General features: G+C 64.6%; 21 protein-coding genes. 9 read left to right on the forward strand and 12 right to left on the reverse strand.

Annotated features, from left to right (window positions below):
* Positions 1-29 precede the first annotated feature (29 nt).
* The 7 genes from waaF to JKP78_RS19345 are packed head-to-tail and all read left to right on the forward strand — an operon-like array spanning position 30 to position 6,990.
* Entirely contained in the window at positions 30-1,079 is a 1,050-nt protein-coding gene (gene waaF, locus JKP78_RS19315) for a lipopolysaccharide heptosyltransferase II (RefSeq protein ID WP_200627259.1), read from the forward strand.
* Positions 1,080-2,138 (forward strand): lipopolysaccharide heptosyltransferase I, encoded by a 1,059-nt coding sequence (gene waaC, locus JKP78_RS19320; protein ID WP_170027894.1) that lies wholly within the window; start codon positions 1,080-1,082, stop codon positions 2,136-2,138.
* Positions 2,138-3,262: a glycosyltransferase family 4 protein gene (locus JKP78_RS19325; protein ID WP_170027895.1), complete on the forward strand. Its 1,125-nt coding sequence runs from the start codon at positions 2,138-2,140 to the stop codon at positions 3,260-3,262. Before waaC ends, JKP78_RS19325 begins: the two co-directional genes overlap by 1 nt.
* Positions 3,259-4,065 carry a lipopolysaccharide core heptose(I) kinase RfaP gene (gene rfaP / locus JKP78_RS19330; protein ID WP_186687493.1) on the forward strand — a complete coding sequence of 269 codons (807 nt, stop codon included), beginning with the start codon at positions 3,259-3,261 and terminating at the stop codon, positions 4,063-4,065. The genes JKP78_RS19325 and rfaP overlap by 4 nt, the downstream gene beginning before the upstream one ends.
* Positions 4,065-4,799: a lipopolysaccharide kinase InaA family protein gene (locus JKP78_RS19335; RefSeq protein ID WP_186687490.1), complete on the forward strand. Its 735-nt coding sequence runs from the start codon at positions 4,065-4,067 to the stop codon at positions 4,797-4,799. The genes rfaP and JKP78_RS19335 overlap by 1 nt, the downstream gene beginning before the upstream one ends.
* Positions 4,796-5,548 carry a lipopolysaccharide kinase InaA family protein gene (locus JKP78_RS19340; protein WP_186687487.1) on the forward strand — a complete coding sequence of 251 codons (753 nt, stop codon included), beginning with the start codon at positions 4,796-4,798 and terminating at the stop codon, positions 5,546-5,548. The genes JKP78_RS19335 and JKP78_RS19340 overlap by 4 nt, the downstream gene beginning before the upstream one ends.
* Positions 5,548-6,990: a lipopolysaccharide kinase InaA family protein gene (locus JKP78_RS19345; RefSeq protein ID WP_170027899.1), complete on the forward strand. Its 1,443-nt coding sequence runs from the start codon at positions 5,548-5,550 to the stop codon at positions 6,988-6,990. Before JKP78_RS19340 ends, JKP78_RS19345 begins: the two co-directional genes overlap by 1 nt.
* Here the strand turns inward: JKP78_RS19345 and JKP78_RS19350 are convergent.
* The 8 genes from JKP78_RS19350 to JKP78_RS19385 form a co-directional block, all read right to left on the reverse strand.
* On the reverse strand, positions 6,951-9,974 hold the full coding sequence (locus JKP78_RS19350; RefSeq protein ID WP_200627261.1) for a dermonecrotic toxin domain-containing protein: 3,024 nt from the start codon (positions 9,972-9,974) through the stop codon (positions 6,951-6,953). The two genes, JKP78_RS19345 and JKP78_RS19350, sit on opposite strands and share 40 nt — an antisense overlap.
* 71 nt (positions 9,975-10,045) lie before the next feature.
* Complete coding sequence (locus tag JKP78_RS19355) at positions 10,046-10,222, reverse strand: hypothetical protein (protein WP_170027901.1); 177 nt, start codon at positions 10,220-10,222, stop codon at positions 10,046-10,048.
* Positions 10,219-11,331: a PepSY-associated TM helix domain-containing protein gene (locus JKP78_RS19360; protein ID WP_170027902.1), complete on the reverse strand. Its 1,113-nt coding sequence runs from the start codon at positions 11,329-11,331 to the stop codon at positions 10,219-10,221. The genes JKP78_RS19355 and JKP78_RS19360 overlap by 4 nt, the downstream gene beginning before the upstream one ends.
* Before the next feature lie 54 nt (positions 11,332-11,385).
* The gene (locus tag JKP78_RS19365) at positions 11,386-13,818 is read right to left on the reverse strand and encodes a TonB-dependent siderophore receptor (RefSeq protein WP_200627263.1); all 2,433 of its coding nucleotides are present in this window, start codon (positions 13,816-13,818) and stop codon (positions 11,386-11,388) included.
* Between the two features lie 199 nt (positions 13,819-14,017).
* Positions 14,018-14,974 (reverse strand): FecR domain-containing protein, encoded by a 957-nt coding sequence (locus JKP78_RS19370; RefSeq protein WP_186687480.1) that lies wholly within the window; start codon positions 14,972-14,974, stop codon positions 14,018-14,020.
* The gene (locus tag JKP78_RS19375; protein ID WP_170027905.1) at positions 14,971-15,489 is read right to left on the reverse strand and encodes an RNA polymerase sigma factor; all 519 of its coding nucleotides are present in this window, start codon (positions 15,487-15,489) and stop codon (positions 14,971-14,973) included. The genes JKP78_RS19370 and JKP78_RS19375 overlap by 4 nt, the downstream gene beginning before the upstream one ends.
* 396 nt (positions 15,490-15,885) lie before the next feature.
* A complete protein-coding gene (locus tag JKP78_RS19380) occupies positions 15,886-16,596 on the reverse strand; it encodes a 3'-5' exonuclease (protein ID WP_200627265.1) in 711 nt (236 codons plus the stop codon).
* A complete protein-coding gene (locus tag JKP78_RS19385; protein WP_186690768.1) occupies positions 16,593-18,530 on the reverse strand; it encodes a DUF294 nucleotidyltransferase-like domain-containing protein in 1,938 nt (645 codons plus the stop codon). Before JKP78_RS19385 ends, JKP78_RS19380 begins: the two co-directional genes overlap by 4 nt.
* 116 nt (positions 18,531-18,646) lie before the next feature.
* Between JKP78_RS19385 and JKP78_RS19390 the strand changes: the two genes are divergently transcribed.
* The gene (locus tag JKP78_RS19390) at positions 18,647-19,186 is read left to right on the forward strand and encodes a response regulator (RefSeq protein ID WP_186690759.1); all 540 of its coding nucleotides are present in this window, start codon (positions 18,647-18,649) and stop codon (positions 19,184-19,186) included.
* Positions 19,187-19,331: 145 nt separating this feature from the next.
* On the opposite strand, the gene JKP78_RS19395 is transcribed toward JKP78_RS19390, so the two are convergent.
* A complete protein-coding gene (locus JKP78_RS19395; protein ID WP_200627267.1) occupies positions 19,332-21,509 on the reverse strand; it encodes a malate synthase G in 2,178 nt (725 codons plus the stop codon).
* A 450-nt stretch (positions 21,510-21,959) separates the two neighbouring features.
* Between JKP78_RS19395 and JKP78_RS19400 the strand changes: the two genes are divergently transcribed.
* On the forward strand, positions 21,960-22,478 hold the full coding sequence (locus JKP78_RS19400; RefSeq protein WP_170027910.1) for a glycine cleavage system protein R: 519 nt from the start codon (positions 21,960-21,962) through the stop codon (positions 22,476-22,478).
* A 349-nt stretch (positions 22,479-22,827) separates the two neighbouring features.
* Here the strand turns inward: JKP78_RS19400 and rarD are convergent, their stop codons facing one another.
* From rarD to JKP78_RS19415, 3 genes are all read right to left on the reverse strand, one after another.
* The gene (gene rarD, locus JKP78_RS19405) at positions 22,828-23,715 is read right to left on the reverse strand and encodes an EamA family transporter RarD (protein WP_170027911.1); all 888 of its coding nucleotides are present in this window, start codon (positions 23,713-23,715) and stop codon (positions 22,828-22,830) included.
* Positions 23,716-23,779: 64 nt separating this feature from the next.
* Positions 23,780-24,754 carry a serine/threonine protein kinase gene (locus JKP78_RS19410; protein ID WP_200627276.1) on the reverse strand — a complete coding sequence of 325 codons (975 nt, stop codon included), beginning with the start codon at positions 24,752-24,754 and terminating at the stop codon, positions 23,780-23,782.
* Between the two features lie 94 nt (positions 24,755-24,848).
* Entirely contained in the window at positions 24,849-25,613 is a 765-nt protein-coding gene (locus tag JKP78_RS19415) for a TOBE domain-containing protein (protein WP_200627278.1), read from the reverse strand.
* Between the last annotated feature and the right edge of the window lie 120 nt (positions 25,614-25,733).

Genomic DNA, 25,733 nt, shown 5'->3' on the forward strand with positions numbered 1-25,733 from the left:
TTGCCTCCCCGAGTGTTTCTGGACCAAGCATGAGAATACTGATCATTGGCCCCAGCTGGGTCGGCGACATGGTGATGGCGCAGACCCTGTTCCAGTGCCTGAAACAGCAGCACCCCGACTGCCTGATCGATGTGCTCGCTCCCGAGTGGAGCCGGCCGATCCTCGAACGCATGCCCGAGGTCCGTCAGGCCCTGAGCTTCCCGCTCGGCCACGGTGCGCTGGAGCTGGCGACGCGGCGGCGCATCGGCAAGTCGCTGGCCGGCCAGTACGACCAGGCCATCCTGCTGCCCAACTCGCTGAAGTCGGCATTGGTGCCGTTTTTCGCCGGTATCCCCAAACGTACCGGCTGGCGCGGCGAAATGCGCTTTGGCCTGCTCAACGACGTGCGCAAGCTGGACAAGGCCCGCTACCCGCTGATGATCGAGCGCTTCATGGCCCTGGCCTACGCGCCTGGCGCCGAGTTGCCGCAGCCGTATCCGCGCCCCAGCCTGCAGATCGAAGCCCAGAGCCGCGACGCCGCCCTGGCCAAGTTCGGCTTGGAGCTGGACCGCCCGGTGTTGGCGCTGTGCCCCGGTGCCGAGTTCGGCGAGGCCAAGCGCTGGCCGGCCGAGCACTATGCCAGCGTGGCTGATGCAATGATCCGCCAAGGCTGGCAGGTGTGGCTGTTCGGCTCGAAGAACGATCATCCGGTCGGTGAGCAGATCCGCGACCGGCTGATCCCGGGACTGCGTGAGGAGTCGTCCAACCTGGCCGGGGAAACTTCGCTGGCCGAGGCCATCGACCTGATGTCCTGCGCCGACGCCGTGGTCTCCAACGACTCTGGCCTGATGCACGTGGCTGCGGCGCTGAACCGCCCGCTGGTGGCGGTGTACGGCTCGACCTCGCCGGGCTTTACCCCGCCGCTGGCCGAGCACGTGGAAGTGGTGCGCACCGGTATCGAATGCAGCCCGTGTTTCGACCGTACCTGCCGCTTCGGCCACTACAACTGCCTGCGCCTGCTGGAACCGGGCAAAGTCATCGCCGCCCTGCACAGCCTGAGCGGGCCGGAGCTGATCGATACCGTGGCCGAGGTCGACTAAGTGCGGGTACTGATCATCAAGACCTCGTCGCTGGGTGATGTGATTCACACCCTGCCGGCGCTTACCGATGCCGCCCATGCCATTCCGGGGATCCGCTTCGACTGGGTGGTGGAAGAAGGCTTCGCCGAAATCCCCAGCTGGCACCCGGCGGTCGACCAGGTCATCCCGGTGGCCATCCGCCGCTGGCGCAAGAACCTTTGGCAAACCATCAAGAGTGGCGAGTGGAAAGCGTTCAAGCAGCGCGTGCGCGAGCGCCAGTACGACCTGGTGATCGACGCCCAGGGCCTGGTCAAGTCGGCCTGGCTGACCCGCTACGTGAAGGCGCCGGTCGCCGGCCTGGATCGCTATTCGGCCCGCGAGGGCTGGGCCAGCCGCTTTTATGATCGACGCCTGTCGGTTGCCGTCGGCCAGCATGCGGTCGAGCGGGTACGCCAGCTGTTCGCCATGGCCCTGGCGTATGACCTGCCGGAGGGCATTGGCAACTACGGCCTCGACCTCGACCGCTTGCAGCTACCGCCGGCGGCCCCGTACGTGGTGTTCCTGCATGGCACCACCTGGGCGACCAAGCACTGGCCCGAAGCCTACTGGCGCGAACTGGCCGAACGCATGGGCCGGCGCAAGCTGGAAGTGCGCCTGCCGTGGGGCAACCCGGCCGAGAAGGCGCGGGCGGAGCGCATTGCCCAGGGCTTGAACAATTGCCAGGTGCTCCCCAAATTGAACTTGGCTGGCGTCGCCCGCGTACTGGCGGCGGCGAAGGCCTGTGTGGCCGTCGATACTGGCCTTGGCCACCTGGCGGCGGCACTCGATGTACCCACCATTTCGCTGTTCGGCCCAACCAACCCGGGGCTGACCGGCGCCTACGGACGGACCCAGATTCACCAGGCCAGTGACTGGCCATGCGCTCCCTGCCTGCAGAAGAAGTGCACTTACAAACCGAGCGCCGATGATCTGCGCCGGTACGATCTGAAACGCGAGTGGCCACTGTGCTTCACTCGCCTGAATCCCGAGCATGTGGCGAGCCGCTTGAGCGCGCTGCTGCTGGCTGAGGATGTCCGTTGATGCAACTGGCTTTCGTGCTGTACAAATATTTCCCCTTCGGCGGGCTGCAGCGCGACTTCATGCGCATTGCCCTGGAGTGCCAGAAGCGGGGCCACCAGATCCGTGTGTACACGCTGATCTGGGAGGGTGACATTCCGCCGGGCTTCGAAGTGCTGGTGGCGCCGGTCAAGGCAATCTTCAACCACCGCCGCAACGAGAAGCTCAGCGCCTGGATGGCTGCCGACCTGGCCAAGCGCCCGGTCGATCGCCTGATCGGCTTCAACAAGATGCCGGGGCTGGACGTGTACTACGCCGCCGACGGCTGCTTCGAGGACAAGGCGCAGACCCTGCGTGGCGGCCTGTACCGTCGCTGGGGCCGCTACCGGCACTTTGCCGAGTACGAGCGCGCGGTGTTCGCCAAGGACGCGCATACCGAAGTACTGATGATTTCCGAAGTGCAGCAGCCGCTGTTCATCAAGCACTATGGCACCCCGGTGGAACGCTTCCACCTGCTGCCGCCAGGCATTTCCCAGGACCGCCGCGCACCGGCCAACGCTGCCGAGATCCGCGCCGAATTCCGCAAGGAGTTCAACCTCGGCGATGACGACCTGTTGCTGGTGCAGATCGGCTCTGGCTTCAAGACCAAGGGCGTGGACCGTAGCCTCAAGGCCCTGGCGGCACTGCCCTCGGCCCTGCGCAAGCGGACCAGGCTGATGGTGATCGGCCAGGACGACCCCAAGGTGTTCCAGCTGCAAAGCGCTACCCTGGGCCTGGGCGAGCAGGTGCAGTTCCTCAAGGGCCGCAGCGATATTCCGCGCTTCCTGCTGGGTGCCGACCTGCTGATCCACCCGGCGTACAACGAGAACACCGGCACGGTGCTGCTCGAAGCGCTGGTGGCCGGCCTGCCGGTGCTGGTGTCCAAGGTGTGTGGCTACGCCCACTACATCGCCGAGGCCGACAGCGGCCTGGTGCTGGACGAGCCGTTCGAGCAGGAGCAGCTCAATACCTACCTGCAGCGCATGCTTGAAGACCAGCCGGCCCGTGCCAGCTGGGCACGCAACGGCCTGGCGTTTGCTGAAACCGCCGACCTGTACAGCATGCCGCAGCATGCCGCCGACGTGATCCTGGGGCAGGAGTCCGCATGAAGCTGATACTGGCCGAGCCGTTCAAGCGCCTGTGGGCCGGGCGCGATGCCTTCGATGCGGTGGAAGCGCTGCAAGGCGAGGTCTACCGCGAGCTGGAAGGGCGCCGCACGCTGCGCACCGAGGTCGCTGGCGCTGGCTTTTTCGTCAAGATCCACCGCGGCATCGGCTGGGGCGAGATCTTCAAGAACCTGTTTACCGCCAAGCTGCCGGTGCTCGGTGCCGGCCAGGAATGGCAGGCGATCCAGCGCTTGCACCAGGCTGGCGTGCCGACCATGACCGCGGTGGCCTATGGCGAGCGTGGCAGCAACCCGGCCGCGCAGCACTCGTTCATCATTACCGAAGAGCTGGCGCCGACCATCAGCCTGGAAGACTTCAGCATCGACTGGCTCAGGCAACCGCCCGAGCCACGCCTGAAGCGCGCACTCATCGCCGAGGTGGCCAGGATGACCGGCGGCATGCACCGCGCCGGGGTCAACCACCGCGACTGCTACATCTGCCACTTCCTGCTGCACACCGACCGCCCGGTGACGGCGGATGACTTCAAATTGTCGGTTATCGACCTGCACCGCGCGCAGACCCGGGCGAAAATCAGCCGCCGCTGGCGCGACAAGGACCTGGCCGCGCTGTATTTCTCGGCGCTGGACATCGGCCTCACCCAGCGCGACAAGCTGCGCTTCCTGCGTGGGTATTTCCAACGCCCGCTGCGGCAGGTCCTCAAGGACGAGGCCGCATTGCTTGGCTGGCTGGAGCGCAAGGCGCAGAAACTCTACGACCGCAAGCAACGCTATGGGGATGCACTCTGATGTCGGGTTGGACACTGGCGCCGGGCTACGAACACCTGGCGGCGGACTTCGGCAGCCTCGAAGCGGTATTCGCCCTGCAAGGCGAACGCCTGACCCGCGACCCGCTCAGCGAAGTGGTGCGCATCACGCGTGACGGGGTCAATTACTACGTCAAGCGCTATACCGGAGCCGGCAAGCATATGCGCCGTTACCTGGGCCGGCCGCGGATCAAGGCTGAATGGCAGAACCTGAAGCTGTTCGCCAAGTGGGGCATCCCCACCGCCGAAGTGGTGGCCTGGGGCCTGGAGCGTAATGGCCTGGCCTTTGCCCGGGGCGCGATGATCACCCGCGAACTGCCGCGTACCGAAGACCTGTCGGCGTTGGCCGAGCGCAACGATGCGCGCCTGGCCGACCGTGCCTGGGTCGGGCATGTGAGCAGCCAGCTGGCGCGCCACACCCGGGTCATGCACAAGCATCACTTCGCCCATAACGACCTGAAATGGCGCAACCTGCTGGTCGATGACCAGGGCACGCTATTCTTCATCGATTGCCCCACCGGCGACTTCTGGCGCGGCTTCATGTGGCGGCACCGGATGATCAAGGACCTGGCGTGCCTGGACAAAGTGGCCAAGTACCAGCTGTCGGCAACCCAGCGCCTGCGGTTCTACCTGCAATACCGTGGCCGCGACCGGCTGAATGAGCGCGACAAGAAGCGCATTCGCCAGGTAGTGGGCTTTTTCGAGGGAAGGGAATGACCGATTACCTGGCCAGCGCGGACCTCGCGCTGCTCAAACGCCATGGCCTGGATGACTTCGAGGCGCTGTGGGCACTGCAGCTGGATGCCGTCGACGAGCCGAATACCGGCCGTGGCGGCTGGAGCAGCGTGTTTCGCCTGGAGCTCGAAGGCAAGGGCTACTACCTCAAGCGCCAGAGCGACTACCTGACCCGTACCCTGCACCGGCCGTTCGGCGAGCCAACCTTCGCCCGTGAATTTCGCAATATCAGCCGCTACCAGAAGCTGCGCATTCCGGCCTTGCAGGCGGTGTTCTATGGCGAGCGCAAGCAAGCCGGCCAGCACCGGGCCATCCTGATGACACGCGCCCTGGACGAATGGGCCGACCTCGACAGCCTGCTGGCGCGCTGGGCACAACTGGGCGATGGCGATCGCAATGGCATCCTGCAGGCCTGCGGCCAACTGGCGCGTACCCTGCACAGCGCCGGGCAGGTGCACGGTTGCTTCTACCCCAAGCACATCTTCCTGCGCCAGCGCCGTGAAGGCTGGGACGCGCAACTGATCGACCTGGAAAAGACCCGACCCCTGCTGTTCGGCATGCGTGACCGTCTCAAGGACCTGGAGCCGCTGCTGCGCCGTGCCCCGGCCTGGAGCGAGCACGATGTCCGTACCTTGCTGGCCAGTTACCTGGCGCAGCCGGCCGATGGCACGCTGGTCGATACCTGGCTGCAACGCCTGACGCAACGCCGTCGTGAAAAAGAGGCCCGCTGATGCGTTTGTCCGAATTGAAAGAAGCCGGGCGCAACCCGTCGCTGCCCCTGAGCATTACCCTGGCCGACGCCGCCGGCAGCGCTGACTTGCAACTGCTCAGCCTGTTGCGCGTGCTGCCGGGCCAGCGCTATGTGGGCGCCGGGGTATGGCGCGGCACCCCGGTGCTGGCCAAACTGCTGGTCGGTAGCAACGCTGCGCGGCATTTCCAGCGCGAACTGCAGGGCGTGAAGCTGCTCGCCGAGCAAGGCCTGACCACGCCGAAGCTGCTGGCCGATGGCCTCAAGGAAGGCGAGGGCGGCTGGTTGCTGTTCGAGTTTCTCGACGGCGCCGAAAGCCTGGCCGATGCCTGGGCGGCCGTGCAAGACCTGCCGGTGCTGGCCGACGAGCAGCACCTGGTGCTGGGCGAGGCGCTCACTGCGGTGGCGCACATGCATGCCCAGGGCCTCTGGCAGGAGGACCTGCACCTGGACAACCTGTTGCGCCACGGCGGCAAGCTGTACCTGATCGACGGCGCCGGTATCAAGGCCGAAACGCCCGGCCAGCAACTGTCGCGCCCGCGTGTGCTGGAAAACCTCGGGGTGTTCTTCGCCCAGTTGCCCAAGCGCCTGGAGCCGTTCATCGAAGAGCTGCTGGTGCACTACCTGCTGGCCAACGCCGAGCACGCGTTGCCGCTCGAGGCGCTGCAGAAGCAAGTGGACAAGGTGCGCAGCTGGCGGCAGAAGGACTACCTGGAAAAGGCCGGTCGCGAATGCAGCCTGTTCAGCGTCCAGCGCAGCCTGTCAGGCCTGCGCGCGATCCGCCGTGACGAGGTTGAGGCCCTGTTGCCGGTACTGGAGCAGGCCGACCAGTTGCTCGACCAGGGCCACCTGTACAAGACCGGTGGCGCCGCCAGCGTGGCGCGCATCGAGGTGAAGGGGCGCCAGCTGGTGCTCAAGCGTTACAACATCAAGAACACCGCGCACTGGTTCAAACGCTTCTGGCGCCCGAGCCGGGCCTGGCATTCATGGATCGAAGGGCACCGCCTGGAGTTCCTCGATATCGCCACGCCGCGCCCGCTGGCAGTGCTGGAGCAGCGCGTGCTTGGCTTGCGCAGCCGCGCCTACCTGGTCACCGAGTACATCGATGGCCCGGACCTGGCTGCCTGTTTCGCGCCTTATGTGGAAAATGGCGACGCCCCTGAAGAGCAGGTGGATGCCTTGGTCCAGGTCATGCAGCAGCTGATTCGGGAACGCATCAGCCATGGCGACTTCAAGGGCCACAACCTGTTCTGGGACAACGGCCGCTGGTCGCTGATCGACCTTGATGCAATGTGCCAGCATGCCACCCAGCTCAGCTTCGCCCCGGCCTACGCCCGTGACCGGGCGCGGTTGTTGCGCAATTGGCCGAGCGGCAGTGCCTTGCATCAGCGCCTGGACCGGCTGCTGCCCAAGCTGGCCGAATAATCCTGCGGTAACGCCAGCCAGTCGCTGCCACGGCCGACCTGGCGCACCCGGATGCGCCATTCGCCGTCCTGATGACGCAGCACCGCCCAGGCAGGTACTGCGCCAGACAAGGCATCGGGGAAAATCAGGTGATAATGCCCGGCCAGCAGATGGCGCCGCGCCGGCAGCTGCTGGTTGTGCAGCTGCAGGTAGTACCTGCCGTTGTCGTTGAACAGGTTGTTGTCCGTGCCATCCGCAGCGCCCTCAAGCAGTGTTTTCAGCCGGCACTGCTCGAGCAGGTGCGGGATGTCTGGCAAGCCGTCGTGCCAGAGCAGCGGAGAATCAACGACCCAGTTGCCATCCTGGTTACGCCTGATCGGCAGCTTCAGGTAGGCGTAAGGCTGGTCGGGGTCGGTGGCGCGCCAGCGCGCGCCGTCAAAACTGACATTGAAGTAACGGCCCAGGTTATCCCGTACGAAGTATTGGCTCAGCCCCGGGGAACTCGACGGTTGTTCATACACAGCCTCGCCATGCGCCGAATCGATCCGATAGCGCAGCCGGGCAGCGACTGGCGCTGTTTCGTAATGACCTGGCAGCGGCACCGGTGGTGGTTTGGGCAGCCCTCGCAAGGCGCGGCGCATCAGGCTGGAGCCTGCCATTTCGTTCAGCCCGGCGGTGGCATGGCCAAGGGCCGCGACAGCATGGTGCAAGGCGCTTGCATGGTCGTCCTGCTCGTAGGCCTCGAAGCCGTCCCATATGGAGATCGCCATGCGGCCGAATGCCAGGGCGATCAATGCCCGTTGCGGCAGTATGAACGTGACCATGTCCAGCACCAGCCTGAGCACGTTGACCGAGAATTCGCCCAGCAGTTCTTCATTGCTGCGGGTGACGGTATCGGTGTGGGCCATCAGGCTTTGCACCTCGGCGCGGTACAGCGCCTGATACAGGTTGCCGGTAATGGCATCGCGAGTGATCAACGCGCCCAGCCGGCCTTTCTGCAACCGCTCCTTGAGTTTTTTCCCGCTGGCCCGTGGCAGGCGCTGGACCAGGTAGTCTTGCAATGCCGGGTCACTGCGCATGGCCCGGATCAGCGCCTTGGTATCACTGTATTCGCGCCAGTAGCGCCGGTCCGGAACGTCGGGGCAGTAGACGACGATACGTTTCGAGTGCTCTGGCGAAACCAGCAGCAATACCCCCATCAGCGTGTCGCCCTGCACCAGCAGCTGCTGGACTGTCACACGCTGCTCATTGAAATAGGGGCGGGCGTGGCTGTCTGGGGCGCTGATGACCGTGCGGGCCCAACCGTAGCCCTGTTCGAGTGTGTCGGGGAGAAAATGGCCGACATAGCGTGCTTTCACTGCTTCGGCATTCATCCGTGCGCGGCTGATCTGCGCATGGGCTGTCTGGCGCCAACGGCCTTCGGGCGAGTCAAGCAGCTGGGTGCGCAGGTAAGCCTGATAGCCACTGCCCGCGTTCAGGCGTCTCACGATCTGTTTAACCCGCAGGGGTGTCAGCGCCGGCAGCGCTTCACCGTGCAGGTGGACATGCGCGGTAAGCCAGTAGTCCACGTCGAACCAGGCGATGTTCAGCAAGGCCAGCTCATCCAGCCGGTAGGTATGCCTGACCAACTCGATGGTGTCGCCTGCCTGGCGCCGGCTGGCTACCGGAACGTAGCCCGTGGTACTTCCCAGGGGTAGCGGGTTGATGATCGGCCCGACCTGTCGAGCCAGGGTGACACTGATGGTAATGTCACGCGGGTCGCAGTCCAGGCCCGGTTCGCGTTGCAGGTATTCACGCAGGCGCAGGTTGACCCAGTTCAGCAGGGAATGCCTGTGGTTGAACTGTTCCAGGCTGAGGATGCCGGGAGCGCTGGCCGCTTCGATGGCCACGACCAGTTCCTGCAGGGTCTGCATGATGTGGGCGACGCCCTGCTGCGAAGTGGCGCGTAACCAGTTGGGTAGATGCTTTTCGAGTAGCAGGCCGTAGCGGTTGGCCAGCGGGCCGCGGCTACTGACGGAGCGCCGTATGTCGAGCGCCGCAGCCAGGGCCAGATCCAGCTGCTCGATATCGCGCTGTTTGCCGAGCTTCCAGGCCTGTTGCCAGCTGTAGCTCAGTTGCCTGGCCTGGGCATCGCGCAGGGTCGAGGCGAGGTAGTCGGCCAGGTCTTCTGTATACCAGTCGTAGCGCAGGCGCTCTGAACGACGGGCGTTTTGCTGGTTGTCGGGGTCGATCATCAGTTGCAGCAAGTGTTCGCTCTGCTGCGGGTCTTCCAGGCGCTCGCATACCTCCGTGTGCAGGTCGGCCAGGTTGTCGAAGGCCTCGATGCCGTGTGCGGCACTGCACAGCAGTACCCGGCCAACCGGCTCAAGATGATCGAGCATTCGCCCTTCGGCGCCGTGTTCGGTGAGCACCAGGAAACCTGGTACATGGCTGCGCCAGTTGGGCGCCGTACTGTCGAGCAACAGGCGATAGGCCTGGGGACGCGCGGCGGTCGGCAAGTGGCGACGTTGCCAGGGCTGCGGCAGTTCCAGGTAGGTTCTCAATAGGTGTACATGCGCCGCTGACAGGGTCTGGTCGGTGGTGCGCAGGCGGATCTCCGCATCCAGTTGCTCGCGGTACAGCACGGCAAGGCGCACGGTGCGGGTCAGGCCTTTGTTGTCCGGCTCCAGCCAGTACGCTGCCAGGCGGGCATGTAGCGTCTGACGAATGGTTTTGCAAAAGCCGTCGATATGGCCGCTGAAATCCAGTGGCAGGTTGAGCGCCGGGTAGTCGGCATGCCTGATCGGGCTGCCTGCGGGCAGGCGGAAGGTACCGCCATCGAACAGATGGAAACCCACCAGCTGCAACAGTGGCTGGGCCCCGAAGTACAGCGTGCGGGCGTTGATGGAAAGGCCTGGGAATAGTCGCGCGAGCGTCAGGTCCAGGTGGTGCTCGACCCCCTCGATGGGTGGGAGCAGTGCATCAAGCTGGTTGTCCAGGGTCTGGAAAAGGGGGGGGATCGGCATGGTCCGTCTCCTGTAGTGAGGGCGGACCATGCTGCGCCAAGGCGCCAGGGCTGCTGTGTTAGCGGGCTACCTCAGCGGTGCCACAGGCCCCGTAGCGAAAACCACGCGGGCAGGCCCAGGCCTAGCCAGGAAAGCCCGTCCCACCAGCGGTCACCGAGCAGGGCGGCGAACAGCCCGAGTGCGGTCAGCGCGGCGATCAGCGCAGGCCAGGCGAAGATACGCGCAGTGGCTTGTGACCTGTGGCTCATGCACGTGCCTCCCTGGCTTTGCGTTGTTTGCCCCACCACAGGTACAGCCCGCTGCACAGCACCACAATGGTCAGCACATCGAGCACCGCCCAGAGGATCTGCATCGGCCTGCCGCCGTAATCACCGAAATGCAGCGGTTGCGACAAGCCCATGGCGTCCATGTACCAGGGGCGCTCGCCAACCGCGGTCAGTTCAAGCGTGCGGGCGTCGATCAGTACCGGTGTGAACAGGTGCGAACTCAGGTGCGTGGCGCCATTCATGAATACGGCGTAGTGGTGTTCGCTGGAGAAGCGCGTACCCGGGAACGCGATGAAATCCGGTCGCATGCCAGGCGCGGCCTGCGCGGCAATTTCCAGCAGGCGGGTGGCCGGGGCGCGCTCGCTGAGCGCTGGAGCGTCGCGGTACGGCGCGACCATGGCGGCCAGGCTGTCGTTGCGCCAGGCGGCGATGACCAGGTCGGACAGGGCACTGATCACTCCGGTTACACCTACCGTCAAGGCCCAGACAAGGGTGACCACGCCGATCAGGTTGTGCAGGTCGAGCCAGCGCAGGCGCCGCGACTTGTCGTGGCGGACTGTGGCGAACGCCAGGCGGCGCATGAACGGCGCATACAGCACGGTGCCGGAAACGATCGCGACGACGAACAGCAAGCCCATGAACGCCAGCAACAGTTTGCCCGGCAGCCCGGCGAACATGTCCACATGCAGGCGCAGCATGAGCATCATGAAGCCGCCGTTGGCCGCGGGCATGGCGACTGCTTCGCCGGTGCGTGCATCGAGCATGAAGGTGTGCGACGAGTTGGGCTCGGTACCGGCAGTGGCCGCGGTGATGGCGACCACGCCGTTGGGTTCGTCTTCGTCATAGCCGAAGTACTGCACGACCTCGCCGGGGCGGTGCTGCTCGGCCTTGATCACCAGCTGTTGCAGGTCGAGGTGCGGGGTGTCGGCTGGCATGTCGCGCAGCTTCGGCGCGTCGCCGAGCAACTGTTCGAGCTCGTGGTGAAAGATCAGCGGCAGGCCGGTCAGCGCCAGCAACAGCAGGAACAGGGTGCAGACCAGGCTGCTCCAGGTGTGGATCGTCGACCAGCGGCGGATGGTTGGGCTTTTCATCACTGTCGGGTATCTGCCTTGTTGGACCTGGGCCGCAAGGCGGCCCCAGCTCACTCAGAACTTGTAGGTGGCACTGGCCACGACGCTACGTTCGTCGCCGTAGTAGCAGTAGTAGGAATCACAGGTCGACAGGTAGTCCTTGTTCAGCAGGTTGGTCGCGTTGATCGCCACGGACGCGCCCTTGAGGCTGTTGTCCAGGCGCCCCAGGTCGTAATGCACCGCTGCATCGAACACCGTGTAGGCGTTGGCCTTGCCCAGGTAGGTATTGGCCTGGTCGCCATAGGTATTGCCGGTATAGCGCGCACCCAGGCCGATGCCGAAGCCATCGAGTACGCCCGCATGCCAGGTGTAGTCGCCCCACACCGACGCCTGCTGGTTGGGCATCAGTTGCAGGCGGTTGCCTTTGAAATCGCCGTCCTGCACTTCCGACTTGGCCAGGGTGTAGGCAGCAATCACCTTGAGGTTCTCGGTCACATCGGAAACCGCTTCAAGTTCCAGGCCACGCACCTTCACTTCGCCGGTCTGGCTGGTGATGGTCACGCCACCAACGGTGTCGGTCACCGCGACGTTTTTCTGGGTCAGGTCGTACACGGCTGCCGACAGCAGGGTGCTGGAGCCCGGTGGCTGGTATTTCACGCCCAGTTCCCACTGCTTGCCTTCGGTGGGCTTGAACGAGTCGGTTGCCGAGGCACTGGCATTGCTGGATGGCTGGAACGACTCGGCATACGACAGGTAGGGGACGAAGCCCGAGTCGAACACGTAGCTGATGGCTGCGTTGCCGCTGAACTGCTGGTCGCGCTGGGTATTGGTGGCATCGCCCTTGTTGAAGAACTTGGTGCTGGTATGCACCCAGTCTTCGCGCCCGCCCAGGGTCAGGCGCCAGTTGCCGAGCGCCATCTGGTCCTGGACATACACGCCGGTCTGGCGGGTTTTCTGGTTGTAGTCATAGAACGCGGTGGTGCGGTCCGGACGGGTGATCGGCAGCCCGTAGACCGGGTTGTTGACGTTGCTGTCCGGCACGTTGAAGCCGAATATCGACAGGTAGTTGGTGTTGATGCGCTGGTGGTCCAGACCGAGCAGCAAGGTGTGGCTGATGTCACCGGTGGCAAAGTCGGCCTGGAAGTTGTTGTCCACCGCGAACTGGCTGATGTCTTCGTCGGTGTTGGTGGACATGCGGCTGACCGTGCCGTCGTCCTTCACCGGCGGATTGTCCTTGTTGTAGCTGCCGGGCGTGATGGTCTGGAAGGCCAGATCCGACTTGGTGTAGCGCAGGTTCTGACGGAACTGCCACACATCGTTGATGCGGTGCTCGAAGGCGTAGCCCAGCGCGTAGTAGGTACGGTCGTAGAACTCGTAGTCAGGGTCACCCAGGTTCTTGTGGTGGGAGATCTTGCCGAACGGCATGTCGATCTTGGTGCCCTGGATCGGCCGGAACTGGCTGGTGGCACCGGTATCGTCGCGGGTGAACTGGGTGAGCAAGGTCAGCGAGGTGTCTTCGTCGATGTTCCAGGTCAGGCTCGGGGCGATGTTGTAGCGCTTGTCGTCGATATGGTCGATCTGCGTGCCACCGTCGCGGATGACCCCGCTGACGCCATACAGAAAGCGGCCTTCGGCATCGATTCTGCCGGTGCTGGCAAAGTTGATCTGGCGATGGTTGTCATTGCCATATTGCAGCTCGATCTCATGCGCGCTGTCGGCCTGCGGGCGGCGGCTGAGCATGTCCAACAGGCCGCCGGGCGGGGTCTGGCCATAGATCGACGAAGCCGGCCCGCGCAGCAGGGCTAGGCGGTCGAGGTTCCAGGTTTCGGCTTTAGGGTTGGCGTATACGCCACGTGGCAACGGCAGGCCATCGAGAAACTGGGTTGGCTCGAAGCCCCGCACGCGCATCCAGTCATAGCGCGTGTCGCTGCCGAAGCTGGCCGACACGATACCCGGCATGTAACGCACGGCATCGTCGAGGCTATGCACGCCACGGTCTTTCATCTGTTCGCGGGTGGCGACAGAAACCGAACGCGGCAGCTCGACCAGTGCGGTATCGGTCTTGGTGCCGGCGGCGCTGCGCTTGGCCACGTAGCCTTCGACCGGGCCCCACGCGCTTTCGCTGATGCTCGCCGCCTCGATGGTGGTTGCCGGCAGCGCCAAGGTACCTTCCGCGACTGCCACCAGGCTGTAGCTGCCTGCGTTGCTCTGTTGCAGTTGTAACCCCGTGCCGCGCAGGGCCGCCTGCAGCGCGCCCAGGCCGTCATACTGCCCATGCACCGGCGCCGAGCTGCGGCCGCTGACCAGCGCCGGGTCGATGACCAGGGCGATGCCGGCCTGGCTGGCGATCTGGTTGAGGGTGGCGGCCAGCGGGGCGCTCGGCAGGTCGTAGCCGCGTGGGGCGGATTGCTCGGCGGCGCACAGGGCAGGGCTGGCCAATGGCGCGGCTACCGCGATGGCCAGGGCCACCAGGCTGGGGCGCAGGATACGTTCAACAGCACGGGACATGCAGCGGCTCCTCGACGGGTAAGTGCTTACTGCTTCCTTGCCGAGCGAGATTGGAAAAGTGACAGGGCGAATCTGAAAAATATCGAGAATTATTTGAAATTGGCTGTTCCTGTCTTGGCCTTTTCGTGGGTACCCGTACCCACGGGTATTCCACGAAGCTTGCAATCTGGGTGAGTCCTGCGTGAGCTGGCCTGTTTGCTTACTTGGGCACCACGTTCACCCACCACTGGGTATGTCGCTGGAGCTTCACCGGCAGTACCGGCAGCAACGACGCCAGGGCCAGGTCGGTATCGGTCAGCGGGAAGCTGCCGGTCACCCGCAGGTCGGCGACCTTGTCGTCCACCCCGAGGTAACCGCTGCGGTACTGGCCCAGCGCCGCCAGCAGGTCAGCCAGGCGCACGTTGTCCACCACCAGCATGCCGCGGGTCCAGGCGTCGGCACCGGCGGCTACCGCGCCGACCCGGCCAAGGCCGTTGGCGTGCATCAGCACTTGCTGGCCTTCGCGCAGCACCTGTTCCTCGCCGCTGTCCAGCGGCTGAGCAGCTACCGCGGCCTGTAGCACCTCCAGGCGCGTACCGTCGGCCTCACGGCGCACCAGGAAGCGCGTGCCCAATGGGCGCAGGCGCCCGTCGGCGGTACGGACCAGCAGCGGCCGCGGGTCCTGATGGCCGGTCTGTACCGAGATTTCGCCCTGGTGCAGCACGATGATCCGTTGTTCGCCCGCGTAGTCGATATCGACGGCGGTATGGCTGTTCAGGCTCAGCAATGTGCCGTCTTCCAGGCGCAGGGTACGCAGTTCGCCGGTAACGGTGCGTTGGTCAGCCAGCCAGTAGCTGGGCGCGAGCGACGGCGCGCCAACCCAGGCCAGCAGCGAGCCGAGCAGCAACATGCCAGCCAGCCCGCTGCCAACCTTGCCGATCCGTCGGCGCAGGCCGACGCGCGACTGCAGCAGGGCCTGGCGTGCCGGGCCGACGGCGGTGCCGACACGCTGGTCCATTGCGCCCAGCTGGCGCCAGGCGCGGGCATGCTCTTCGCTGGCAGCATGCCAGCGCATGAATTCACTGCGCTCATCGGCCGTACTGCTGCCACCGTCGAGGCTGAGTTTCCAGGCAATCGCGGCTTCCAGCACGCGGGACGAAACCGGGGCACTGCTCACGTCGGCTCCCCGTACAGGGCCGTGTAGCACTGGCGCAGGCCCTGGGCGATGTACTGGCGCACGCGCGACACCGAAACGCCCAGGCGCTCGGCAATTTCGGCATGGCCCATGCCATCCAGGCGGTTGTACAGGAAGGCTGCGCGGGCCTTGCTCGACAGCTTGCCCAGCAGGCGGTCGATGGCCTTGAGGTCTTCGAGGATCAGGTGTTGCAGCTCCGCAGACGGTTGCTCGGCTTGCGGCATCAGGGCCAGCTCGGCCAGGTAGGCCTGCTCCAGCGCGGCGCGGCGGAAGTGATCGAACAGCAGCCCCTTGGCCACCGCGGCGAGGAAGGCGCGTGGCTCACGTGGGGTGTCCAGTCGCTCGCGGCCGAGCAGGCGCACGAAGGTGTCCTGGCTCAGGTCTTCGGCACGCTGGCGGCAGGCCATGCTGCGCTGCAGCCAGGCGAGCAGCCAGCCGCGATGGTCGCGGTACAGCGCACCGACCAGATCGGCGTGTGGGCTCTGTGCAGAAGACAAGCAGCGTCCCCCCGGAACGTATGCATTAACTAACGATAATTATTCGCGATTGTTGCAGAGGCAAGGGGAGGGTGCAATGGGCGCTTATCGGATGACCAGTATGGCTGGGGTTGGCTGGTGTTGGGCGTGGGTGGTGTAGCGCCTGTGAGATCGCGCGCCGCCCGCGCGGCGCATCGCGAGCTGCGCTCGCTCCTACGTTTGTTTCGGGCCAATCATTCCTGTGAGATTTGCGCGCGAACGCCTTGGCGCATGACGGGATATCGCGTGGTATGAATCAGGCGGTCGCGCGCGCCTGTTACAGGCGTTACTGGCCTGAAACAAACGTAGGAGCGAGCGCAGCTCGCGATGCGCCGCGCGGGCGGCGCGCGATCTCACAGGCGCCGCACTACTCAAACCTCACAAGCCGTGACTCTGCACCTTGCGCCGCCGCCATCCGCGCAGCCGCTGTTCCAGTTGCAACGGGCTATCCAGCTGCTGGCGCCGGGCCTGGCTGAACAGGATCAGCGCCAGTTCGGCGGTCACCAGGGCATCGGCACTGGCATGATGGCGCTCTTCCACCTGCAGGCCGAAGCGCGCTACCCAGTCATCGAGACCGGCTTCGCGCAGTACCGTGTCGGGGTTGAGCATGGGGGCCAGTTCGGCGATGTCGAGGAAAGGCGACTGCAGGCGATAGCCCAGGCTGTCCTTCAATGCGCGGGCCAGCATGCGCTGGTCGAAGGGGGCATGGAATGCCAGCACCGGGCTATTGCCGATGAAGTCGAGCAGATCGAGCAAGGCTTCGGCCGGGTCGCAACCGGCAGCCAGGGCACTGGGGCCCAGGCCGTGGATCAGCACGCTGGGGTTGGTCTTCTGCGTTGGCCGGTGCAGAGTGCGCTCGAACTGCTGGGCAAAGTCGATGGCGCCGTCTTCGATCGCCACGGCGCCGATCGACAGCACCTGATCACGGTTGAGGTTGAGGCCGCTGGTCTCAAGGTCCAGTACCACCCAGCGCTGCTCACGCAGGGTACAGACCCCCAACGGTGCGGGTTTGGGCAGCCGGGCCAGGCGCTGGCGGGTGGCCGCATCCAGCTCGGGCGCGCTGGGGCGCAGCCAGGCGAACAGGCTCATAACTGGTACCGCAGCGCCAGGCTGCTCTGCAGGCGCTGGGCCTGGCGCAGGGATTCGCGCAGGATGCGCCGGTCAAGGTGGTTGAGGCTGTCCGGGTCGAGCCGGTTGGAGTAGGGCAGGTTATCGCGTGTCTGGCGCTGGTGCTGCTGCATGCGGGTTTGCTGGATGAAGTGGTAGGCCTCCTCATACGCGGCGCCGTCCTGCGCCTCGATGATGCCCTTGGCCACCAGCTGGCGCAGGCGCTCCAGGGTATTGCAGGCAGCAATGCCATTGGCCAGGGCCAGTAGCCGGGCACCATCGACGAAGGGCGTCAGGCCCTGCACCTTGAGGTCGAGGGTGGCGGCCTTGTCGTTACCCTGGCGGGTCAGCACGAACTCGCGCAGGCGGCCAACCGGCGGGCGCTGGCGCAGCGCGTTATCAGCCATCATGCGCTGGAACAGGCGGTTGTCGGCCACTTGCTCGAGCAGGCCCTGGCGCAGTTGCTCGCAACCCTGCTCGTCGCCCCACACCACCCGCAGGTCGAAGTAGATGGTCGAGCCCAGCAGGTTTTCCGGGCTGGCTTCGCGGACGAAACCGGCAAAGCGCCGAGCCCATTCGCTGCGCGACAGGCAGAGCTCGGGGTTGCCGGCCATGACGTTGCCCTTGCACAGGGTGAAGCCGCATTGGGCCAGGCATTGATTGATGTACTGCGCCAGCGGCAGCAGGCGGGTGCGGATGGCGTCGGCTTCGGCGCTGTCGGCTGCTTCGAAGAGGATGCCGTTGTCCTGGTCGGTATGCAGGGTTTGCTCGCGACGTCCTTCGCTGCCAAAGCACAGCCAGCTGAATGGCACGCCGGGGTCGCCGCGCTCGGCCAGCGCCAGCTCGATTACCCGGCACACGGTGTGGTCGTTGAGCAGGGTGATGATCTGGGTTATCTGCGTGGATGACGCGCCATGCGCCAGCATGCGTTCGACCAGCTGGCTGATTTCGCCGCGCAGCGAGACCAGGGTCTCCAGCCGTGGCGCATGGCGGATGGTGCGCGCCAGGTGTACCAGGTCGACTCGCTGCAGGGAAAACAGGTCGCGTTCCGAAACCACCCCGCACAGGCGGCGGTTTTCCACCAGGCATACGTGGGCAATGTGCCGCTCGGTCATCGCCATGGCCGCGTCGAAGGCGCTGGCCTGGGGGCTGAGGTAGAACGGCTGGGCGGTCATGTGTCGTTCGATCGGCGCGCCCAGCTCGGTATCGGCGGCGGCCACCACCTGGCGCAAGTCACGCAGGGTGAAGATGCCGGTCGGGTAGCGCTGTGCATCGACCACCACGATGCTGCCGACCTGCTGCTCGTGCATCAGCCTCACGGCATCGCGCAGCGGGGTGTCGGCGCTGCACACCACCGGGTGGCGCATGGCCAGTTCACCCAGGGGTGTGTTCAATGAATACTGGGTGCCGAGGGTTTCCACCGCACGCTGGCGCACCTGCTGGTTGACCTGGTCGAGCAGGCTGCTGACGCCGCGCAGGGCAAAATCGCGAAACACTTCCGACATCGAGAACACGCGGATGAACGCTGCCTTGTTCAGTTGCAGGCAGAAGGTGTCCTCACCGGCCAGGTGCTCCGTACGGGTCGCCCGCTCGCCGAGCAATGCCGCCAGCGGGAAGCATTCGCCGCTGGTGATCTCGAATGTGGTCTCGACGCCAGGCTTGACCAGGTGCTGGCGCTCGCCAACCACGCGGCCCTGCTTGACGATGTAGAAGTGCTCCACCGGCCCGTCGGCTGGTTTGACGATGCTTTCGCCGCTGGCATAGAAGCGCAGCTGGCACTGTTCGACCAGGTAGGCCAGGTGGCTGTGTTCCATCTGGTTGAACGGCGGAAAGCGCTGCAGGAACTGCAGGGTGCCCTGGATGTTCTGCAGCACTGCTGTCCTGCCCGCCTGGCTGTAGGCGTCCTTTTTGCTCATGAAACTGACCGTATCGCTATGCCGATCTATATATATCTATATATAGGTGCCGGCCATGTTGTTCTCTGCCTCCATGGTCGGCTTGCAGCGGGGTGGTGCCCATTGGACGTAAGTCTATGGGCCGCCCTGTCAAAGACCCGACGAAAGGCGAAACGGGTAACGCAAGTTCTGTGGTCCTAATGCTGAAGCGGAGTTTTTTTGACGAGATGACCATGGTTGAGCCACACGACATCCTGAGCGACGCCGAGCGCGAAGCCTTGGCCTTGGCCAATGCACCAGTAGCCGCCAGGCCACTGGTGCTGGTGGTGGATGACAATGCGGCGAACCGCGATGCACTGATCTACTACCTGAAAAGCCGGGGTATTGATTGCGTAGGGGCGGACGGCGCCGAGGAAGCCAGGCTGTACTTGCATTACCAGCCGCGGATAGGCTTGATGATCACCGATTTGCGAATGCAGCCCGAGGACGGCCTGACGCTGATCCGGCAGGTTCGCGAATCGGAGCGGGCGGCGTTGTCGATCATCGTGGTGTCAGGTGACACCGATGTCGAAGAGGCAGTGGACGTGATGCACCTGGGGGTGGTGGATTTCCTGTTGAAGCCGGTGGACCTGGACAGGCTGCTGGAGCTGGTGAGGAAAGAGTTGCAGATATTGTGAAGCAGGTGAGGGGCTACTTTGCAGCCCACTCGCGAAACAAGGCCGCTGCTACAGGAACGCCGCACGTTCGATGCCTGCGTTGTTCCTGTAGCAGCGGCCTTGTATCGCGATGGGGCCGCAAGGCGGCCCTTTTGGCGGATGCTACCTACAGCCCGTTACGCGCCTTGAACTCACGGCGACGGCGGTGCAGTACCGGCTCGGTGTAACCGTTCGGCTGCTTGCCACCTTCCAGCACCAGCTCCACAGCTGCCTGGAATGCGATGTTGTCGTCGAAGTTCGGCGCCATCGGCCGGTACAGGGCGTCGCCTGCGTTCTGCTGGTCGACCACCACGGCCATGCGCTTGAGGCTTTCCAGCACCTGCTCCTGGCTGACCACGCCGTGGCGCAGCCAGTTGGCCAGCAGCTGGGCCGAGATGCGCAGGGTGGCGCGGTCTTCCATCAGGCCGACGTTGTTGATGTCCGGCACTTTCGAGCAACCCACGCCCTGGTCGATCCAGCGCACCACGTAGCCGAGGATGCCCTGGGCATTGTTGTCCAGCTCGTTGCGGATCTCTTCGGCCGACCAGTTGGTGTCGGCCGCCAGCGGGATGGTCAGGATGTCATCCACCGATGCCGGGGTGCGCGAGGCCAGCTCACGCTGGCGCGCCTGCACGTCAACCTTGTGGTAGTGCAGGGCATGCAAGGTGGCGGCGGTCGGCGACGGCACCCAGGCGGTGTTGGCACCGGCCAACGGGTGGGCGATCTTCTGCTCGAGCATGGCCGCCATCAGGTCAGGCATGGCCCACATGCCTTTGCCGATCTGGGCACGGCCTTGCAGGCCGGTGGCCAGGCCAACGTCGACGTTGTTGTTCTCGTAGGCGCCGATCCACTTCTCGTTCTTCATGGCGCCCTTGCGCACCACGGCGCCGGCTTCCATCGAGGTATGGATTTCGTCGCCGGTGCGGTCGAGGAAGCCGGTGTTGATGAACACCACGCGCTCGGCTGCGGCCTTGATGCAGGACTTGAGGTTGACCGTGGTACGGCGTTCCTCGTCCATGATGCCGACCTTGACGGTGTTGCGCTTCATGCCCAGCAAGTCTTCGACGCGGCTGAAGATCTCGGCGGCGAAGGCGACTTCTTCCGGCCCGTGCATCTTCGGCTTGACGATGTACACGCTGCCGCTGCGGGTGTTCTTGCGGCTGGTGTTGCCGTTGAGGTTGTGCAGGGCGATCAGGTTGGTGAACAGGCCGTCCTGGATGCCCTCGGGAATTTCGTTGCCCTGGGCGTCGAGGATCGCCGGGTTGGTCATCAGGTGGCCAACGTTGCGCACGAACAACAGCGAACGGCCGTGCAGGGTCACGCTGCCACCGTTGGGCGCGGCGTACTCGCGGTCCGGGTTCATGGTGCGGGTAAAGGTCTTGCCACCCTTGCTCACGTTTTCCGCCAGGTCACCTTTCATCAGGCCCAGCCAGTTGCGGTAGACCACCACCTTGTCATCGGCGTCGACAGCGGCGACCGAGTCTTCGCAGTCCATAATGGTGGTCAGCGCCGATTCCATCAGGATGTCCTTCACGCCGGCGGCGTCGGTGCTGCCGACCGGAGTGCTGGCATCAATCTGGATTTCGAAGTGCAGGCCGTTGTGCTTGAGCAGCACGGCAGTCGGTGCGCCGGCATCACCGTGGAAGCCGATCAGCTGGGTGTCGTCACGCAGGCCGCTGTTGCTGCCGCCCTTGAGGGCAACGATCAGCTTGCCGCCTTCGATGCGGTAGCCGATGGAATCGACATGCGAGCCAGCCGCCAATGGCGCGGCTTCATCGAGGAAGGCGCGGGCGAAGGCGATCACTTTGTCGCCACGCACCTTGTTGTAGCCCTGGCCTTTTTCGGCGCCGCCTTCGTCGCTGATGGCATCGGTGCCGTACAGCGCGTCATACAGCGAGCCCCAGCGGGCGTTGGCAGCGTTCAGGGCGAAACGGGCGTTCATCACCGGTACGACCAGCTGTGGGCCGGCCATGTGGGCGATTTCTTCGTCCACGTTCTGGGTGGTGGCCTGGAAATCGTCAGCTTGTGGCAGCAGATAGCCGATTTCCTGGAGGAATGCTTTGTAGGCTGCGGCGTCGTGGGCCTCGCCTTTGCGTGCCTGGTGCCAGGCGTCGATCTTGGCTTGCAGCTCGTCGCGCTTGGCGAGCAGGGCTTTGTTCTTTGGAGCGAGGTCATTGATGATCTTCTCTGCACCCGCCCAGAACTGCTCGGCGACGATGCCGGTCCCGGGGATGGCTTCGTTGTTCACGAAGTCGTACAGGACCTTGGCGACCTGAAGGCCACCGACTTGAACGTATCCAGTCATTGCTTGCCTCACTCTGCTCAGCTATTTCGCTCTTCTGTATTAAGCCTGTAGCGCTTCTCTAAACACGGCACCAGTGCATGCGCCCAAGGAATGCCCGAGCGCGGCTGGGTGCGGCCTGCCAGACTGGCTGGCAGACAGTGTGCGTATTTTCACAGGCGCCTTGGCAGACATCCAAACAGCGTTTTGTAGTCCGCGCCACGGGATACTACATGAAGCAGTAGGCGGGGCAAAATCAGACTAAAAGCGCCGTTATGCGACCCGTTGGTCGCGTATGGTCACGCTGGGAGTGGGTATGTTCGCAAAAAACAGGTGGATTGTTCCAGATAAATCTTGAAACAGTACACGATTTGTTATGCAAATTGCCCTGCGGCAGGTTGCCGCGCCTTGCCTATACTGAGTCGATCCCCTGATTTCCTGCCGCCCGGCGCGGTCCGACACGAGGAACGGCTTGTGGATCATCTTGTACTGACTGTGATTGCCCCGGACAAGGCCGGGCAGGTCGAACGCATCGCCCAGTGCATTGCCGACCACAGTGGCAACTGGCTGGAAAGCCGCATGTCGCGCATGGCCGGGCAGTTTGCCGGGATCCTGCGGGTGGCGGTGCCGGCAGAAAACTACGCCGAGCTGGTGGCGTCGTTGCAGGGGTTGGTGCGGTATGACATTCGCGTGCTGATCGCCGAGAGCGGCATCGAGCCGTCATGCACCTGGAAACCGATTGCCATGGAGCTGGTAGGTAACGACCGGCCTGGAATCGTGCGTGACATTACCCGCTTGCTGGCGGACCTGGGCGTGAACCTTGAACGCTTCACGACAGAGGTGCGCCCGGCGCCGATGAGCAGCGAGCCGCTGTTTCATGCCGATGCGTTGCTGGCCATGCCGTTGACGCTGTCGCTGGATGAGTTGCAACAGAAGCTGGAGAGCCTGGCGGATGACTTGATGGTGGAGTTGAAACTGCGGCCGCAGGAATGACCAGAGGATGCCGGGGCCGCTTTGCGGCCCTTCGCGACACAAGGGCGCTCCTACAGCAAACCGGTTTATCCACAGCTTTCGCGGTCCCAGGTAGGAGCGGCCTTGTGTCGCGAAGGGCTGCAAGGCAGCCCCCTGCGGTTATCCCGATATCACGGGGAAGGCCCTGTGGATAACCTGGGGGTGCACCTCTCCAGCCCACAAGATCCGCGCTCTGCACAGCTTTGCTCAAAAAACACCCAAAAATCAGCAGCTTGTGCACAAAGCACGGGGACGAGGGTGTGGATAACCTTTGGAGATGTCGCTGCAGGCCCCGAGCCACGAGGCTTGCAGCATAATGGTTGTTTTTTGATCAGCTGCGCTTGCGCAAGCTCAACCACGCATCGACGCTATACACCGCCAGCCCCGCCCAGATGAACATGAACGCCACCAGTGTGCTCGGCGACAGATGCTCATCGAACAGCAACACTGCCTGCAGCAGCACCAGGGTTGGCGCCAGGTACTGCAGGAAGCCCAACGTGGTGTACGGCAGGTGCCGCGCGGCAGCGTTGAAGCACACCAGGGGAATCAGCGTCACCGGCCCTGCGGCCATCAGCCATAACGCTTCGCTGCTGGTGTAGAACGCGCCCTGGGCACTCATTGCCGCCGGGTGCAGCAGCAACCAGCCAAGCGCCAGCGGTACCAGCATCCAGGTTTCCACCACCAGGCCCGGCAGCGCCGCTACCGGCGCCTGTTTGCGGATCAACCCGTAAAAGCCGAAGCTCAGTGCCAGCGCCAGCGACACCCATGGCAGGCTACCCACCTGCCATACCTGCTGGGCCACGCCCACGGCAGCCATGGCCACTGCCAGCCATTGCAAGCGGCGCAGGCGCTCGCCAAGAATCAGCATCCCCAGCAGCACATTGATCAGCGGGTTGATGTAGTAGCCCAGGCTGGCCTCGAGCATGCGACCGTTGTTCACCGACCACACGTAGGTCAGCCAGTTGCCGGCAATCAGCGCCCCGCTCAGGGCCAGGATGCCCAGCCGGCGTGGGTTGTCACGCAGTTCACGCCACCAGCCGGGGTGTTTCCACACCAACAGCAGCAGCGAGCCGAAGAGTGCCGACCACAGCACTCGGTGGACGATGATCTCTACCGCCGGGACGCTCTGGATCGCTTTGAAATACAGGGGAAACAGCCCCCAGATGATGTAGGCGCTGAGGCCCAGTAGGTACCCGCGACGCGGGTTTGCGGCGTGCATGCAGAATCCTTGCTTAGGTAGCTAAATAACGCGACGCCTATTGTAGACAGAGACGGGCTCGCTTCTAGAACAATTTCAGTGGCGGTTCATCCAGGGCCGCCAACTGCTCGCGGAATGCCAGGATCTGGTCGCCCCAATAGCGTGGCTGGCCGAACCAGGGGAAACTGGGCGGGAAGGCCGGGTCGTCCCAGCGCCGCGCCAGCCAGGCGCTGTAGTGCAGTTGGCGCAGGGCGCGCAACGGTTCGATCAAAGCCAGTTCGCGCGGGTCGAAATCGTGAAACTCGTTGTAGCCATCGATCAGCTCGGCGAGCTGCCCCAGGCGCTCCTCACGGTTGCCAGCCAACATCATCCACAGGTCTTGCACGGCCGGGCCCATGCGACAGTCGTCAAGGTCGACCACGTGGTAGACCTCGTCGCGATGCATCAGGTTGCCGGGATGCAGGTCGCCGTGCAGGCGGATGAGCTGGTGCGGTGTGCGGGTGTAGGTGTCTTCCACGCGCTTGAGCAGGTCGCGGGCCACCGACTCGAAGGCCGGCAGCAGGTCACGGGGCACAAAGCCGCCTTCCAGCAGGGTGTTCAGCGCGGCGTGGCCGAAGTTTTCCACAGCCAGCGCCTCGCGGTGCTCGAACGGTTTGCTGGCGCCTACGGCATGCAGGCGACCAAGCAGCTGGCCAAGGCGGTAGAGCTGGTCAAGGTTGCCTGGCTCCGGGGCGTGGCCGCCACGGCGGGGGAACAGCGCGAAGCGGAAACCCTGATGTTCGAACAAGCTGCGCCCGCCGTGCTGCAGGGGTGCAACCACCGGCACTTCGCAGTCGGCCAGTTCGGCGGTGAAGCTGTGCTCTTCCAGGATAGCCGCATCGCTCCAGCGGCCTGGGCGGTAGAACTTGGCCACCAGCGGCTGCGCGCCCTCGATACCCACCTGGTAGACGCGGTTCTCGTAGCTATTCAGCGCCAGCACCCGGGCATCGCTGAGAAAGCCCAGGCTTTCCACGGCGTCCAGGACCAAGTCGGGGGTGAGGGTGTCGAAGGGGTGGGACATGAGGGCTCCGGGGGTAAGCGGCATGGGGGCCATGGTACCGCGTTATGCCTGTGTCGGCCTCTTCATGGGCACGCCCGCGCACCGCGCAACCAGCCTAGGCGGGAACCCCGATCAACACATAAGAAGGATGAAACTGCACCCGTACCGTACTGCCATCCGCCACCCGGTGCTCAGCCAGCCAGTGCGCCTCGGCAAACGCACACAGCGTCTGCCCGTTGCCCAGCGCCAGCCGCACCTCGCTCGGCCCATCAGGCTCCGCCAGCACTTGCTCCACCGTCGCCTTCAGGCAGTTGCTACCCGTTTCGGCCTCTTCCCCTGGCGCCAGCAACCGCACCCACCCGGCCTTGAGCAGCGCCACCACCGTTGTTCCCGGAGTCAGCTCCAGCCGGGCAGTGCTGTCATGCGTGATCAGCGCCTCGATCTCCAGCCCGCCGCCCAAGGCCAGGCTGACGCGGTCATGCCGTCCCTCGCGGCGAAGGCAGCTGACCTGCCCCTGCAACTGGTTGCGCGCGCTGGTGCGCAGCATCAGGCGACCAAGCAGGTCGAGGTCACTGGATTGTTCGGCCGCTTCGAGGATTTGCGCCTGCAGGGCCTGCAGGCGCTGATACAGGCGCAGTACCCGCTCGCCTTCCAGCGACAAGCGGGCACCGCCGCCGCCACGCCCGCCTGTGCTGCGCTCGACCAGCGGCTGGCTGGCCAGGTTGTTGAGTTCGTCGATGGCGTCCCAGGCGGCCTTGTAGCTGATCCCCGCTGCCTTGGCGGCGCGGGTGATAGAGCCTTGCTCGGCAATGTGATGCAGCAGGGCGATGCGCTGGGGGCGGCGGGCGATATGCTGGGTGAGGAGGGCGGGCAGGGACATAGGTAATGTAGTCGTCAACGGATAAAGGGACGGTGCCTCTCCTGTTCGGGCCAGTCAAGTGAGCCGGGGCCGTTTCGCGCCCCATCGCCGGCAAGCCAGTTCCTGCAGAGGCAACGTTGA

Origin of the sequence: Pseudomonas sp. LAM2023, assembly GCF_016620375.1 — a bacterium.
Lineage (GTDB): Bacteria > Pseudomonadota > Gammaproteobacteria > Pseudomonadales > Pseudomonadaceae > Aquipseudomonas > Aquipseudomonas anuradhapurensis.

What these genes read in the sequence shown, in the direction of transcription:
- waaF (WP_200627259.1), top strand. Translation starts at nt 30, where the DNA reads ATGAGAATACTGATCATTGGCCCCAGCTGGGTCGGCGACATGGTGATG.
- JKP78_RS19325 (WP_170027895.1), top strand. Translation starts at nt 2,138, where the DNA reads ATGCAACTGGCTTTCGTGCTGTACAAATATTTCCCCTTCGGCGGGCTG.
- rfaP (WP_186687493.1), top strand. Translation starts at nt 3,259, where the DNA reads ATGAAGCTGATACTGGCCGAGCCGTTCAAGCGCCTGTGGGCCGGGCGC.
- JKP78_RS19335 (WP_186687490.1), top strand. Translation starts at nt 4,065, where the DNA reads ATGTCGGGTTGGACACTGGCGCCGGGCTACGAACACCTGGCGGCGGAC.
- JKP78_RS19340 (WP_186687487.1), top strand. Translation starts at nt 4,796, where the DNA reads ATGACCGATTACCTGGCCAGCGCGGACCTCGCGCTGCTCAAACGCCAT.
- JKP78_RS19345 (WP_170027899.1), top strand. Translation starts at nt 5,548, where the DNA reads ATGCGTTTGTCCGAATTGAAAGAAGCCGGGCGCAACCCGTCGCTGCCC.
- JKP78_RS19350 (WP_200627261.1), bottom strand. Translation starts at nt 9,974, where the DNA reads ATGCCGATCCCCCCCCTTTTCCAGACCCTGGACAACCAGCTTGATGCA.
- JKP78_RS19355 (WP_170027901.1), bottom strand. Translation starts at nt 10,222, where the DNA reads ATGAGCCACAGGTCACAAGCCACTGCGCGTATCTTCGCCTGGCCTGCG.
- JKP78_RS19360 (WP_170027902.1), bottom strand. Translation starts at nt 11,331, where the DNA reads ATGAAAAGCCCAACCATCCGCCGCTGGTCGACGATCCACACCTGGAGC.
- JKP78_RS19365 (WP_200627263.1), bottom strand. Translation starts at nt 13,818, where the DNA reads ATGTCCCGTGCTGTTGAACGTATCCTGCGCCCCAGCCTGGTGGCCCTG.
- JKP78_RS19380 (WP_200627265.1), bottom strand. Translation starts at nt 16,596, where the DNA reads ATGAGCCTGTTCGCCTGGCTGCGCCCCAGCGCGCCCGAGCTGGATGCG.
- JKP78_RS19385 (WP_186690768.1), bottom strand. Translation starts at nt 18,530, where the DNA reads ATGAGCAAAAAGGACGCCTACAGCCAGGCGGGCAGGACAGCAGTGCTG.
- JKP78_RS19390 (WP_186690759.1), top strand. Translation starts at nt 18,647, where the DNA reads ATGGGCCGCCCTGTCAAAGACCCGACGAAAGGCGAAACGGGTAACGCA.
- JKP78_RS19395 (WP_200627267.1), bottom strand. Translation starts at nt 21,509, where the DNA reads ATGACTGGATACGTTCAAGTCGGTGGCCTTCAGGTCGCCAAGGTCCTG.
- rarD (WP_170027911.1), bottom strand. Translation starts at nt 23,715, where the DNA reads ATGCACGCCGCAAACCCGCGTCGCGGGTACCTACTGGGCCTCAGCGCC.
- JKP78_RS19410 (WP_200627276.1), bottom strand. Translation starts at nt 24,754, where the DNA reads ATGTCCCACCCCTTCGACACCCTCACCCCCGACTTGGTCCTGGACGCC.
- JKP78_RS19415 (WP_200627278.1), bottom strand. Translation starts at nt 25,613, where the DNA reads ATGTCCCTGCCCGCCCTCCTCACCCAGCATATCGCCCGCCGCCCCCAG.